This window comes from Mesorhizobium erdmanii USDA 3471, assembly GCF_000472705.1.
GTDB classification, from domain to species: domain Bacteria; phylum Pseudomonadota; class Alphaproteobacteria; order Rhizobiales; family Rhizobiaceae; genus Mesorhizobium; species Mesorhizobium erdmanii.
On record NZ_AXAE01000017.1, the window covers coordinates 108,374 to 122,768 of the forward strand.

The 14,395-nt window shown below is 62.6% G+C and carries 11 protein-coding genes; 7 read left to right on the forward strand and 4 right to left on the reverse strand.

What is annotated here, in order from left to right; genetic code table 11:
• Positions 1-7: 7 nt before the first annotated feature.
• Positions 8-811, forward strand: a complete 804-nt coding sequence (cysQ, locus tag A3AU_RS0114605; RefSeq protein ID WP_032917386.1) for a 3'(2'),5'-bisphosphate nucleotidase CysQ — start codon at positions 8-10, stop codon at positions 809-811.
• 156 nt (positions 812-967) lie between these two features.
• Positions 968-2,152 carry an O-antigen ligase family protein gene (locus A3AU_RS0114610; RefSeq protein WP_161633509.1) on the forward strand — a complete coding sequence of 395 codons (1,185 nt, stop codon included), beginning with the start codon at positions 968-970 and terminating at the stop codon, positions 2,150-2,152.
• A 29-nt stretch (positions 2,153-2,181) separates the two neighbouring features.
• Here the strand turns inward: A3AU_RS0114610 and A3AU_RS0114615 are convergent, their stop codons facing one another.
• The 4 genes from A3AU_RS0114615 to A3AU_RS0114630 form a co-directional block, all read right to left on the reverse strand.
• Entirely contained in the window at positions 2,182-3,324 is a 1,143-nt protein-coding gene (locus tag A3AU_RS0114615; RefSeq protein ID WP_027053502.1) for a DegT/DnrJ/EryC1/StrS family aminotransferase, read from the reverse strand.
• 262 nt (positions 3,325-3,586) lie between these two features.
• Positions 3,587-4,510: a carbohydrate kinase family protein gene (locus A3AU_RS0114620; RefSeq protein ID WP_027053503.1), complete on the reverse strand. Its 924-nt coding sequence runs from the start codon at positions 4,508-4,510 to the stop codon at positions 3,587-3,589.
• Positions 4,507-4,953 carry an RbsD/FucU family protein gene (locus A3AU_RS0114625; protein ID WP_027053504.1) on the reverse strand — a complete coding sequence of 149 codons (447 nt, stop codon included), beginning with the start codon at positions 4,951-4,953 and terminating at the stop codon, positions 4,507-4,509. The genes A3AU_RS0114620 and A3AU_RS0114625 overlap by 4 nt, the downstream gene beginning before the upstream one ends.
• Complete coding sequence (locus A3AU_RS0114630; protein ID WP_027053505.1) at positions 4,954-6,180, reverse strand: ROK family transcriptional regulator; 1,227 nt, start codon at positions 6,178-6,180, stop codon at positions 4,954-4,956.
• Positions 6,181-6,409: 229 nt separating this feature from the next.
• Between A3AU_RS0114630 and A3AU_RS0114635 the strand changes: the two genes are divergently transcribed.
• The 5 genes from A3AU_RS0114635 (at position 6,410) to glgB (ending at position 14,347) form a co-directional block, all read left to right on the forward strand.
• Entirely contained in the window at positions 6,410-7,426 is a 1,017-nt protein-coding gene (locus A3AU_RS0114635) for a sugar ABC transporter substrate-binding protein (protein ID WP_027053506.1), read from the forward strand.
• A 161-nt stretch (positions 7,427-7,587) separates the two neighbouring features.
• Positions 7,588-8,649, forward strand: a complete 1,062-nt coding sequence (locus A3AU_RS0114640) for an ABC transporter permease (RefSeq protein WP_027053507.1) — start codon at positions 7,588-7,590, stop codon at positions 8,647-8,649.
• The gene (locus A3AU_RS0114645) at positions 8,646-9,428 is read left to right on the forward strand and encodes an ATP-binding cassette domain-containing protein (RefSeq protein WP_027053508.1); all 783 of its coding nucleotides are present in this window, start codon (positions 8,646-8,648) and stop codon (positions 9,426-9,428) included. Before A3AU_RS0114640 ends, A3AU_RS0114645 begins: the two co-directional genes overlap by 4 nt.
• 131 nt (positions 9,429-9,559) lie before the next feature.
• Entirely contained in the window at positions 9,560-12,028 is a 2,469-nt protein-coding gene (locus A3AU_RS0114650; RefSeq protein WP_027053509.1) for a glycogen/starch/alpha-glucan phosphorylase, read from the forward strand.
• A 105-nt stretch (positions 12,029-12,133) separates the two neighbouring features.
• On the forward strand, positions 12,134-14,347 hold the full coding sequence (gene glgB / locus A3AU_RS0114655; protein WP_027053510.1) for a 1,4-alpha-glucan branching protein GlgB: 2,214 nt from the start codon (positions 12,134-12,136) through the stop codon (positions 14,345-14,347).
• Positions 14,348-14,395 lie beyond the last annotated feature (48 nt).

Consider the following 14,395-nt stretch of genomic DNA (forward strand, 5'->3'; position numbering starts at 1 on the left):
CAGGTCGATGCTCGACATCTTCGAACAGCTGGCTTTGGCCGCTGGACGCGAGGTCATGCGCGTGTTCCACGCCGGCTGCGCGGTTGATCGCAAATCGGACTCCTCGCCGGTAACCGAGGCGGACCGTGAGAGCGAGAAGATCATTCTCGCCGGCCTGCGCGCCGCGTTCCCCGACATTCCCTGCGTGGCCGAGGAGGAAGCGGCGGCCGGCATTATGCCGGCTGATCTTGGCGACGCCTTCTTCCTCATCGATCCGCTCGACGGCACCAAGGAATTCGTCAATCGTCGCACCGACTTCACCGTCAACATCGCGCTTGTCCGCCATGGCGTCCCGGAAATCGGCGTCGTCTTCGCGCCTTGCACCGGCCGCTTCTTCTCCGGTCTGCCGGGTAGGGCGGAATCCCTGGAGCTCGACGGCGATTACCATATCGTCGGCCGCCGGCCGATCACGGTGCGGGCAGGGGGCACGCCGCTCGCGGTCGTTGCCAGCCGCTCGCACAACACGCCTGAAACCGATGCCTTCATTCGCGATCTCGGCACTGCGGAGATCGTCTCGGTGGGCTCATCGCTGAAATTCTGCCTACTCGCGGCAGCGGAAGCCGACGTCTACCCGCGTTTCGGCCGCACCATGGAGTGGGACACCGCGGCCGGCGATGCGGTGCTGCGCGCCGCTGGCGGCATGACGCGGACCCTGGATGGCAAGCCATTGGCCTACGGCAAGCGCGACCAGCCAACCGACAGCGATTTCGCCAACCCGCATTTTATCGCGAGCGGCAGGACAGGGGCTGGCGGCGGCGATCACGGGCATTGAAGTGGAAAATCCTCTTCGATCGCCTATGCTGTGCGAGCGGGTTCCTGAGTCGGTAGTTCAATGTCGTTTTCGCATAGATGTCGTGCGCTCGTTCTGGGCGATCTTTCGGTATGGACCTGCAATCGTGATGAGATAGCGCTCAGGATGTTGATGGGCTTGTACGCCATCTCACCCGCGCTTTTTGCCTTCATCGAAATGTCGCCCACCGTCCTGGCCATTGTTGCGGCGCTATTAAGCACGCTCAGTCTCCTGGCGAAGCGGGCACGCTTCGCTGGCGGAACAATCCGCCTCGCGGTCACTCTTGCTCTCGTGTCCGGTCTGGTTCTGTCGAGCATGCTTTGGTCGGTGGACTTGAGCCGCTCGCTCGCGGCGGGGACTGGCGTTCTTTTCTACTCGATCGCTGCCGTCCTGCAGGTTCAGGGCATGCTCGCGCTGACCAGAGCCCAATGCGAGCGGCTAGCGAGGGTCTCGTTGATCGGCTTGACCATCGGCTTGCTGTCGGTGATCGGCAGGGAATTGTATTTTGCGTTCTTGACCGACGATCCGCGATTTGTCGAAAATGTTTTCACGCTGCACAAGATCACCGTCTATGGAGCGTTCTTCGCGGTCGTCCTTCTCGCCCAGCCGGCGCCGATCTGGAAGGGGCTTGCTGTTCTTTTTGCCGTGCTGACATTGGCCTACGGTCAATCGACGGGTGTCAATCTGGCGATCGTCGTTGTCGCGATCATCTTTGTCGTCCCCGCTAGCCGCCGGCAACATGCCTTGGTCGGATTCTTCGCGATCTATCTGTCTCTTGCGCTGATTGCCCCTTTCATCGCGGGGCCTGTCTTCGACTTGCTCAAGACGACGGGATGGCTGGCCTTTTATCCGGGAACCTTCGCCGCTAGGCTAGATCTCTGGCAGATGATCGCTCCCCATATCGTGGACAAGCCGTTCCTTGGCCACGGCGCGAACACGATTAGAAACGCTGCAGACGTTGTCGTTAATCCCACATATTACACGCTGGTGGATCTCCCAAGCGCGCATAATATCGTCTTCGACCTGTGGTACGAACTGGGCGCCCTGGGCATGATCGTGTACGCGGTGCTGCTAGGGGCAATCTTGAGGACGATCCGCATTCTGGACGACCGCAGCCATTTCATAGCCGGCAGTTTCCTGATCGTAACCGTCGTCGAACTGTCGGTCGACCATCGAATCTGGTTGTCATGGGTTCTCGGAACCCTGGTCTTCGCAGCAGGCGTCTGCATATTGCATTGCCGCGCGGTTACCGTCTCGGGAACGGGCAGCCGAACGGCAATTTCTGCGGTGCATTTGAACTCAAACGCTCCAACGCACCGCTGAACCGCGCCGATATCGGCTGACTTCGACGTTTACTCGGCTGCGGCCTGTGCCGAGTTCGAGCCGATATAGTTGCGGATCGTTTCGATGATGCGGTCCTGGTCGGCTTCGCTGAGATAGGGATGCATCGGCAGGCACAGGATCCGCTTCGGCAGGTCTTCCGAAACCGCAAGGCCGGTCGGAGTGCGCGGGTAGTCGCGATAGGCCACCTGCTCGTGCAGCGGCTTCACATAGTAGATCACCGACGGAATGCCCTTTTCGCCCAGATGCGCCTTCAACCCGTCTCGCTTGGGCGTCTCGATAGCGTACTGCGCCCAGGCCGAACGGCTGCCGTCGAGGTTCCGGGCGGCTGTCACGATATCGCCGAGCCCTTCGGCATAGCGGCTAGCCACCACCTGGCGCGCCACCATCTCGTCTTCGAGAATGGCAAGCTTTTCGATGAGGATTGCCGCCTGCAGGGTGTCGAGCCGCGAATTGATGCCGACGCGGACATTGTCATATTGCGTCTCGCCCTTGCCGTGGAAGGCGAAGGAACGCAGCTTGTCCGCCATCGCGTCGTCATTGGTGAACATCGCGCCGCCGTCGCCATAGCAGCCCAGCGGCTTGGCCGGGTAGAAGCTGGTCGACCCGACATGGCCGAAGGCACCGCACATCTTGCCGTCAAGCGACCCGCCCATCGACTGGGCGGCGTCCTCGATCACCAACAGCCCTTCGCGGTCGGCGATGGCCATGATGGCCTCATAGTCGGCGGCAAGGCCGAACAGGTCGACCGGGATGATCGCCTTCGGCTTCAGCCTTCCATCCCTCTTGATCATGGCGATGGCTGCCTCGAGGCTGGCGATGTCGACGTTGTAGCCCATCGGATCGACATCGACGAAGACCGGTTCGGCCTTGGCCAGCGCCACCACTTCGGCTGTGGCGGCGAAGGTGAAGCTCGGCACGAACACAGCATCGCCCGGGCCGATGCCGGCGGCAAAAAGCGGCAACAGCAGCGCATCGGTGCCGTTGGCGCAGGCCACGACATGCTTGGTCCCTACATAGGCGGCGAGCTTCTTCTCGAATTCCGCGACCTGCGGACCGAGGATGTAGCGGCCGTCCTCGACGACATGATCGATCGCGGCCTTCAGCTGGTCGCGGATGCGTTCGCGCTGCGCGCCAAGATCAATGAACTGCATGTCGGCCTCAAAAACGATTTTAACCAGGCTGTTCAGCCAGATAACGGCCCGCTGGTACCAGAGTTGCGCCTGGCGAGGAAGCCGGACAGCCAGGGCTGTCAATTGCCCGGATATCGCCGTCTGTTACCTCTGATTTCAGGCGAATCCAAGCGAGATGCCGGAAATCCGGGCTTCGCCGGGCGCAATCGCGCCTTTATAGCGCCTGGGATCGGCCCTGCGAAACATAAAGTGATCGGTTGGCTCAACTTAAGGTGAGCGTTGTTCAGGCGATTTCATGCCGCCAGGGCGGATTGGCGCCAGCGCGCGACACTGTCACCGCTGCCGCCTTGGCGCCGAGCGCCAGGGCCTTGCGGATGGCGTCCTGCGTGAGGCCGGCGATGGCCGCTTTCGTCAGCAGGCCCTGTTCATGCAATGAGGCAAGGATGCCGGCGTTGAACGTATCGCCGGCGCCGACCGTGTCGACCACCTCGACCTTTTCCGGCATTACGGTGATGGCATGGTCCTTGGTGTAGCCGACAGCACCTTCGCTGCCATGGGTCACAACGATCAGTTTGGGGCCGCGATCGAGCCAGTTGCGGATGACATCCTCATGCGAGCCGGCCTCGCCGAACCAGTGCAGGTCTTCGTCCGACAGTTTCACGATGTCGGCCATCGCCATCATGGCGCGGATGCGCCTCAGGTGCTTTGCCTTGTCCGGGATGAAGTTCGGCCGGATGTTGGGATCGAGCATCATGACGCGGCTCGCATACTCGCGCCGCATGAACTCTTCATAGGCGCTGCCGGCGGGCTCCGAGATAAGGCTGATGGCGCCGAACAGCATGGCCTCGATCTCGCTGCCGAGCGTCGGCAGGTCGTCGATTGTCAGCATGCGCCCGGCGGTGTTCTCGTCATAGAAGGTGTAGGTCGCCTGGCCGTTGGTGAGCCTCACGAAGGCCAGCGTGGTCGGCCTGGGCGAGGTGTGCGCGTAGGTGGAACTGACCTTGCTCGCGCCCAGCGCATCCCGGAACTGGCCACCGAAAAGATCCGACGACAGGCCCGAAAAGAAACCGGCCGGCGCACCCAGCCGGCCAAGTGCGATCGCTGAGTTGAACACCGCGCCACCGACATAGGGCGCGAAGGCAGGCTCACCTTGCGTCGTCGTGCGCGGCAACATGTCGATCAGGGCTTCGCCGCAGCAGAGGATCATGGCTTCCTGGTTTCCGGCGGATAGATCACGCCCTTGCGGATGATGATGTTGGCGAAGAGCCGCGGTTCGCTTGTCGCGACGATGGCATGCGCCGATTTGACCCGTGCATAGAAGTCGGCGCCGGCCAGTGCAACCACCTTGCGGCCGGGCGCGCGTTTGGCGCAGATCGCCTCGATCTCGTGATGGACCGGATCGGCGAGCGAGGGGTCGCCTTTCACGGACGCACGAAACAGCGCCTCCGGCACAGCGTCATCGACCGGCAGGACGCTCAGTATCGCGTCGAGCATTGGAATGAGCGGATGACCGTCGGCACGGATGAGGCGCTTTGCCTGTTCCTCGGCCGGATAATTTCCGTCGACCAGCGCGATCTCGTCGCCATGGCCCATGGCGCGCAATGTCGCCAGCAAGTCCGGACCGAGCAGTGCCGGGATTCCGATCAGCATTCAGGCGCTCCTGGAAATCGTCGTCGAACTGATCAGGAAGCGTTCGGACAGCGGCAGGCTGGCGCCGCCGAGCGCGCGCGCGTGGATGCCGACTGTCCCCTCACGGACGGAGGGAAGTTTCAGGCCCTCGCCGTCGATTGTCGCGATCGCCGCGATGATGGCATCGACCAACCGGCGGCGCACCGCCAGCGGCATCCAGCCGTCGATCACCGCTGCCTCGAAATCGATGACCGAGGAGGCCGCGACGATGGCATAGGCAAGCGCCTGTGAGGCGCTGGCGATCCAGTCGTCGAGTTCGGAACCGATCTCGCCCCAATCCTCGGGCGAGGTCCACAGATGCGAGGCCTCGACGCCACGCGCATTGAGCGCTTTCTCCAGCATGGCGATGGAGGCGACGTCGATCAACTGGGTCGGCTTGCCGTCCGGCCCGGGCACCGGCATGGAGCCGAGCGCGCCGGCATTGCCGGTTGGGCCGCCGAACAGCCGGCCGTTGAGCACGATGCCGCCGCCGGCGAAGGCGCCGATATAGAAATAGACGAAGTCACGCGCGCCGCCCGCCTGACCGAAGACGAGCTCGGCGCCGCAGGCAGAGGTCGCGTCGTTCTGCAGATAAACCGGAAAATCGCATTGCCCCTGGATATCGGCGCGGATGTCGCGGTGTCGCCATTCGTCCATGACATCGCGTGGCGCACCCGCGGTGTCGGCCCAGTTCCACAGTTCGAACGGCATGGCGATGCCGAGGCCGGCGATGCGCTTGTCCTGCGCCAGCGTCAGCTCGCCGCGCATCTTTTTCATGCCTTCGGTGACGAATTCCACCGTCTCGCGCGGTGCCGGATAACGGTAAGAGTGCTGCAGCATCGCGCGCACATGCCCGAGAAAATCGATCAGCACCAGTTCGGCGCTGCGTCTGCCGATCTTGAGGCCGATGAAGAAAGCGCCTTCGGGATTGAGCGCCATCGGGATGGAAGGCTGGCCGATCTTGCCGCGCAGCGGCGCCTGGCGCAGCAGCAGGCCTTCTTCTTCGAGTTCGCGCATGATGACCGAAACGGTCTGCGCCGAAAGTCCGGTCATGCGGGCGATGTCGGATTTCGCCAGACTGCCATGCTGGCGCACCAGCGAGAGCACCAGCCGCTCGTTGTGGTCGCGCATGCCGCTCTGGTTGGTGCCGCGGTGAATCAGGCTCTCATTCGCTTCGGGCGAACCGTGCCTCGCAGTGGCGGTCTCCACCCTGTTCCTCCCGTCGTTTCCCCTCAATGCTTTTGGGCCAGAATGAGTGAAGGACGCAAGGCTGTCAATAATAAATAAGAGTGATTTAATTATTGACAGAGCCCTCGGTCTGGTGTCTGTTGAACGGGCGTCCATGCTGGGAGAAATTCGTTGGATGCGCCGTAGATGCCGGTTGGCCGGCATCCGGAATGGTTCCACTGGGAGGAAGCTCGTGACCAATACAAAATTGTTGAAATCGACCGTGTTTGCCGCCGCTGCATTGGGCCTGGTGGCGTTTGCCTCGTCCGCATCCGCCGCCGGTGTCGGCGCTTGCCTGATCACCAAGACCGACACCAATCCCTTCTTCGTCAAGATGAAAGAGGGCGCGACCGCCAAGGCCAAGGAACTCGGCGTCGACCTCAAGACCTATGCCGGCAAGATCGACGGTGACAGCGAGAGCCAGGTGGCCGCGATCGAAAGCTGCATCGCCGACGGCGCCAAGGGCATCCTGATCACCGCGTCCGACACCAAGGGCATCGTGCCGACCGTGAAGAAGGCGCGCGACGCCGGCCTGCTGGTGATCGCGCTCGACACGCCGCTCGACCCGATCGACGCCGCCGATGCAACCTTCGCCACCGACAATCTCGAAGCCGGCAAGCTGATTGGCGCCTGGGCCGCCGCGACGCTCGGCGACAAGGCCAAGGACGCCAAGATCGGCTTTCTCGACCTGACCCCCTCGCAGCCGACCGTGGACGTGCTGCGCGACCAGGGCTTCATGATGGGCTACGGCATCGACGTGAAGGATCCCAACAAGATCGGCGACGAGACCGATCCGCGCATCGTCGGCCACGACGTCACCAACGGCAACGAAGAAGGCGGCCGCAAGGCGATGGAGAACCTTCTGCAGAAGGACAACACCATCAATGTCATCCACACCATCAACGAGCCGGCCGCTGTTGGCGCCTACCAGGCGCTCAAGGCCGTCGGCCTTGAAAAGCAGGTGCTGATCGTCTCCGTCGACGGCGGCTGCCCCGGCGTGAAGTCGGTGACAGAGGGTGTCATCGGCGCGACGTCGCAGCAGTACCCGCTGCAGATGGCGGCGCTCGGCATCCAGGCGATCGCCGCCTTTGCCAAGGACGGCACCAAGCCCAAGCCGACCGAAGGCAAGAATTTCTTCGACACCGGCGTCAACCTTGTGACCGACAAGCCGGCCAAAGGCGTGAAGTCCATCGACACCAAGGAAGGCCTCGCCAAGTGCTGGGGCTGATGCCGGTCTGACCGGCAATTTACTGAACTCGAGCGGTCGGGGCTTGATCCCCGGCCGCTTCGGGTGGACGATGGGTCGCGTGACCGCGAACAATCCCGGCAACAGACCGGAAAGGCGTGGACGGGCGTCGGCGCTAGGCTGACACCTCACGGGGAGGAAACATGGCTCAAGCTCAGGAATTCGAGAAGGTTCTCTCGGGCAGCGACACCAACGTTGCAGCATTCGACGAACACAAATCGGCCGTCAGGCGCATCCAGCATTTCCTGCATTCGACGCCGGCGGCGGTGCCGCTGATCGTGCTGGTCCTGTCGATCATCATCTTCGGCATCACCATTGGCGGACGCTTCTTCTCGTCCTACACGCTGACGCTGATCCTGCAGCAGATTGCCATCGTCGGCATTCTAGGTGCTGCGCAGACACTGGTCATCCTGACCGCCGGCATCGACCTGTCGATTGGCGTCATCATGGTGATCTCGGCCGTGATCATGGGCAATTGCGCCGTCAGCTACGGTCTGCCGAGCGTGATCGCCGTGGCGCTCGGGCTTGCCGCCGGTGCTGCCTGCGGGCTGCTCAACGGGGTGTTGGTCGCCTACATGAAGCTGCCGCCCTTTATCGTGACGCTGGGTACCTGGAACATCGTCATGGCCACGAACTTCATCTATTCGGCCAATGAGACGATCCGTGACACCGACGTCGACACTCAGGCGCCGCTGCTGCATCTGTTCGCTCTGAGCTTCAAGGTCGGCACCGCTGTGCTGACGGCTGGTGTCATCGCCATGGTCGCGCTGGTGCTGCTGCTCTGGTACGTTCTCAATCACACCGCATGGGGCCGCCATGTCTACGCCGTCGGCGATGATCAGGAGGCGGCAAAGCTATCGGGCATCCAGACCAAGAAGGTGCTGATGACGGTCTACACCCTTGCCGGGCTGATCGCCGCTTTCGCTGCCTGGGTCTCCATTGGCCGCAACGGTTCGATCTCGCCGTCGGCTGCCGTCACCGACTACAACCTGCAGGCCATCACCGCGACGGTGATCGGCGGTATTTCCCTCTTCGGGGGGCGCGGCTCGATCCTGGGCACGCTGTTCGGCGCGATGATCGTCGGCGTCGTCTCCATGGGCCTCAACATGCTGGGCGCCGATCCGCAATGGAAAGTGCTGCTGACCGGTGTGTTGATCATCGGCGCCGTGGCTGTCGACCAATGGATCAGAAAGGTTTCGGCATGACCCAGGAGCCCATCCTCACCGCGCGTGGTCTGGTCAAGCGCTATGGCCGCGTCACCGCTCTCGACAATGCCGACTTCGACCTCTACCCCGGTGAAATCCTCGCCGTCATCGGCGACAACGGCGCCGGCAAGTCGTCGCTCATCAAGGCGATTTCAGGCGCTGTCGTGCCCGACGAAGGCGAAATCCGGCTTGAAGGCAAAACCGTCTCCTTCAAGTCGCCGATGGAAGCCCGCGAGGCCGGCATAGAGACCGTCTACCAGAACCTCGCGCTCTCGCCGGCACTGTCGATCGCCGACAACATGTTCCTCGGCCGCGAAATCCGCAAACCCGGCTTCCTCGGCCAATGGCTGCGCATGCTCGACCGTCCCGCGATGGAAAAGCGCGCCCGCGACAAGCTCACCGAACTCGGCCTGATGACCATCCAGAACATCGGCCAGGCGGTGGAGACGCTCTCCGGCGGCCAGCGCCAGGGCGTCGCGGTGGCGCGCGCCGCTGCCTTCGGCAGCCGCGTAGTGATCATGGACGAACCGACGGCCGCCCTTGGCGTCAAGGAAAGCCGCCGCGTGCTCGAACTGATCCTCGACGTCAAGAAGCGCGGCCTGCCGATCGTGCTGATCTCGCACAACATGCCGCATGTCTTCGAAGTGGCCGACCGCATCCACATCCATCGCCTCGGCCGTCGTCTCGCCGTCATCGACCCCAAGCAATATACCATGTCCGATGCGGTCGCCTTCATGACCGGCGCGAAGGCGCCTCCGGAGGCGGCGCTCGCCGCCTGACTGTCAAATTGCCGCAGGGTAAGCTGGAGGCCGTACATCTAAATCGATTGAACATATGTTGCGATGCGGTAACATGGGCTGGGCTGAATGGTGAAAGCCGGTATGATCGTGGCAACGGCACGAGAGGCAGCATGACGCGCGCGATGACATCCGAACCCCTTCCGCCACAACTCGAAAATCCAGATCCGAAGACGCTCGCAAGGGAAGTCTTGATGGCCCTCAAATACAGGGTCGGCAAGGACACCACCGTCGCGACGCAATATGATTGGCTGACCGCCTCCATCAAGGTCGTGCGCGACCGCATCGTCGATCACTGGATGCAGGCAACCAAGGAAGCCTACGACCAGCAGGAAAAGCGCGTTTATTACCTTTCGCTGGAATTCCTCATCGGCCGCCTGATGCGCGATGCCTTTTCCAATCTCGGCCTGATGGACAATATGCGCGCGGCGCTGTCGTCGCTCGGCGTCGACCTCGATCTCATCGCGGCGCTCGAACCGGATGCGGCACTCGGCAATGGCGGCCTTGGCCGGCTCGCCGCCTGCTTCATGGAAAGCATGGCGACCGTCGACATTCCCGCGCATGGTTACGGCATCCGCTACGCCAACGGCATGTTCCGCCAGGAGATTCAAGGAGGCTGGCAGGTCGAACTGCCGGAGACCTGGCTCGATCACGGCAACCCCTGGGAATTCGAACGGCGCGAACGCTCCTTCGAGGTCGGCTTCGGTGGCTCGGTGGAATCCATCACCTCGAAGGACGGCCGGCTCGAGCGCCATGTCTGGAAGCCGACCGAACATGTCCTGGCTGTCGCCTACGACACGCCTGTCGTCGGCTGGCGGGCAAACCGCGTCAACACGCTGCGGCTGTGGTCGGGCATGCCGATCGATCCGATCCTGCTCGACAAGTTCAATGCCGGCGACCACATCGGCGCGCTCGCCGAAAGCAACAAGGCCGACGCGCTGTCGCGCGTGCTTTACCCCGCCGATTCCCATATGGCCGGGCAGGAGCTCAGGCTGCGGCAGGAGTATTTCTTCTCCACCGCCTCGCTGCAGGACATCGTGCAGCGGCATCTCAGCCAATATGGCGACCTGAGATCGCTGCCCGACAAGGCGGCGATCCATCTCAACGACACCCATCCGGCGATCGCGGTACCCGAGCTGATGCGGCTGTTGATGGATGTCCACGGCATGGACTTCGATCTCGCCTGGGATGTCACCAAGCGCACCTTTGGTTATACCAACCACACGCTTCTTCCCGAGGCGCTGGAAAGCTGGCCGGTGCCGTTGTTCGAACGGCTTTTGCCGCGCCATATGCAGATCGTCTACGCCATCAACGCACAGGTGCTGCTCGAGGCCCGTGCCACCAACCAGTTCTCGGGCGAGCAGATCAGCCGCATCTCGCTGATCCAGGAAAATGGCGACCGCCGCGTGCGCATGGGCAATCTTGCCTTTGTCGGCTCGCACTCGATCAATGGCGTGTCGGCGCTGCATACCGAGCTTATGAAGGAAACGGTATTCGCCGACCTGCACAAGCTCTATCCCGACCGCATCAACAACAAGACCAACGGCATCACGCCGCGGCGCTGGCTGATCCAGTGCAACCCCGGACTGACCTCGCTTGCCCGCGAGGCGATCGGCGACCGCTTTCTCGACGACATCGACGCCATCAAAGGGCTCGACGGTTTTGCCGATGACAGCGCGTTCCGGGAGAAGTTCGCGGGCGTCAAGCGGCAGAACAAGGCGCGACTGGCCAATCTCGTCGCCGACCGGCTCGGCATCAAGGTCGACCCGTCGGCGCTGTTCGACATCCAGGTCAAGCGCATCCACGAATACAAGCGCCAGCTTCTCAACATCCTCGAGGCGATCGCGCTTTACGACCAGATCCGCTCGCACCCCGAACGCGACTGGATGCCGCGCGTGAAATTCTTCGGCGGCAAGGCGGCGCCCAGCTACCACAACGCCAAGCTGATCATCAAACTCGCCAACGATGTCGCCAAGGTGATCAACGGCGATCCGGCGGTTCGCGGTTTGCTGAAGGTGGTGTTCGTGCCGAATTACAATGTCAGCCTGGCCGAAATCATGATGCCGGCCGCCGACCTGTCCGAGCAGATCTCGACCGCGGGCATGGAGGCGTCGGGCACCGGCAATATGAAGTTCGCGCTCAACGGCGCGTTGACCATCGGCACGCTCGACGGCGCCAATGTCGAGATCAAGGAATGCGTCGGCGACGACAACATCTTCATCTTCGGGCTGACCACGGCCGAGGTCGCCGAGCGGCGTAACAGTGGCTACAATCCGCGCGCCGTAATCGAGGGCTCCCCCGAACTGGCGCAGGCGGTGGCGGCTGTTTCCTCGGGAGTCTTCTCACCCGATGATCCCAATCGCTACCGCGAGTTGATCGACGGCCTCTATAACAGTGACTGGTTCATGGTCGCCGCCGATTTCGACGCCTATGCGGCCGCCCAGCGGGATGTCGACGCTGTCTGGCGCAACAGCCCGGACTGGTATGCCAGGGCAATCCGCAATGTCGCGCGCGTCGGCTGGTTCTCCTCCGATCGCACGATCCGCCAATACGCGAAAGAAATCTGGAACGTGCCTGCCTGATGTGATTGCATGAGGCCACGAACAACGTGGTCCCGGTGATGCGGGTCGAATACCGGCTCACATCACCAGAACAAACACCTGGTGCCCTGGGAGGGACACTGCCTGATGAGGAAGCCGCGCGCGACCGCTGCGACAAGCGGGCCGGACGGACTGGCGCCAGCCAGCGATGTTGCGGCGATTGTCGCCGGCACGCACGGAGATTCGTTTGCTGTCCTCGGGGTCCATGAGGTCGGCAAAAGCCTGTTTGCCCGTTGCTTCGTTCCGCATGCCGAAACTGTCACCGCCTATACGCTGACGGGCATCGAGGCCGGTGCATTGTCGAGGCGCGACGATGCCGGCTTCTTCGAAGGCAAATTGTCGATCAAGAAACGGCAGCCGCTGCGCTACCACGCGCGCAATGCTGGTGGCGACTGGTGGCTGACCGATCCCTATTCGTTCGGCCCTGTGCTCGGGCCGATGGACGATTACTATATCGCCGAGGGGTCGCACCTCAGGCTGTTCGACAAGCTCGGCGCGCATGTCATCGATCACGAGGGCGCCACCGGCGTGCATTTCGCCGTCTGGGCCCCCAATGCAAAACGCGTCTCGGTGGTCGGCGATTTCAACGACTGGGATGGCCGCCGCCACACGATGCGCGATCGCCGCGACACCGGCATATGGGAACTGTTCGTTCCCGACATCGGCGCCGGCCGGCCCTACAAATACGAAATCATCGGGCCCGATGGCGTCAGGCTGCCGCTGAAGGCCGATCCGTTCGCGTTCAAGTCCGAGCTGCGTCCGGCCACGGCCTCGGTCGTCGCCGTGCCGCCGGCCCATCAGTGGGGAGACGAGGCGCATCGTAATTTCTGGCGCAACGCCGATCACCGCCGCGAAGCCATCTCGATCTATGAAGTCCACGCCGGGTCCTGGCAGCTCAGCGACGACGGCTCCTTCCTGTCATGGGACGAACTGGCCGACCGGCTGATCCCCTATGTCGTCGAGACGGGCTTCACCCACATCGAATTCATGCCGATCTCCGAACATCCCTATGACCCGTCCTGGGGTTATCAGACAACCGGCCTTTATGCGCCGTCGGCCCGGTTCGGCGACCCGGACGGTTTTGCGCGTTTCGTCGACGGGGCGCACCGCGCCGGCGTTGGTGTCATTCTCGACTGGGTGCCGGCGCATTTTCCGGTGGACGCGCATGGCCTGGCCCATTTCGACGGCACCGCGCTCTACGAACATGCCGATCCGCGCAAGGGCTTCCATCCCGACTGGAACACCGCGATCTACAATTTCGGCCGCCGCGAGGTGGTGTCGTTCCTTGTCAACAATGCGCTGTTCTGGGCCGAGAAATATCATGTCGACGGTTTGCGCGTCGATGCGGTCGCCTCGATGCTCTACCTCGATTATTCGCGCAAGGCCGGCGAATGGATCCCCAACGAGAAGGGCGGCCGCGAGAACCTCGAGGCCGTCTCCTTCCTGCAGAAGATGAACAAGGAGGTCTATGGTCATCATCCGGGCGTCATGACCATCGCCGAGGAATCGACCTCATGGCCGAAGGTCTCGGCGCCGGTGCATGAAGGCGGGCTGGGCTTCGGCTTCAAGTGGAACATGGGCTTCATGCATGACACGCTGGAGTATTTTGCCAAGGAGCCGATTTTCCGCAAGCACCACCACAACGACCTGACGTTCGGGCTGACCTACGCCTTCTCGGAGAATTTCGTGCTGCCGCTCTCGCATGACGAGGTTGTGCACGGCAAAGGCACGCTGCTGGGCAAGATGGCCGGCGACGATTGGCAGAAATTCGCGACCTTGCGCGCCTATTACGGCTTCATGTGGGGCTATCCCGGCAAGAAGCTCTTGTTCATGGGACAGGAATTCGCCCAGCGTCGCGAATGGAGCGAGGCGCGCGCGCTCGATTGGAACCTGCTCGATTTCCGGCCGCATCGCGGCGTCTGGCAGACGGTGCGCGATCTCAACTATCTCTATCGGTCGCGCCCGGCGCTGCACGGCCGTGACTGCGAGCCGGAAGGGTTTTCCTGGCTGATCGTCGATGACAGCCAGAATTCGGTTTTTGCCTGGGTGCGCAACGCGCCGGGCGGCAGTCCGGTGGCCGTCATCTCCAACTTCACGCCGGTGCCGCGCGACAATTATCGCGTGCCGCTGCCGAAGGCCGGCAAGTGGCGCGAGATCATCAATACCGACGCATCCGAATATGGCGGCTCCGGCATGGGCAATGGCGGCATGGTCGAGGCAAGGGCGGAGGGCAAGAGCATCTCGGCAACTATGCTTTTGCCGCCGCTATCGACGATCATGCTTGAACTCGTTGCCGACTAAGCCCGGCAGGGCCTGGCAACATGACGAGACTGAGTAACTTGGGAGGGT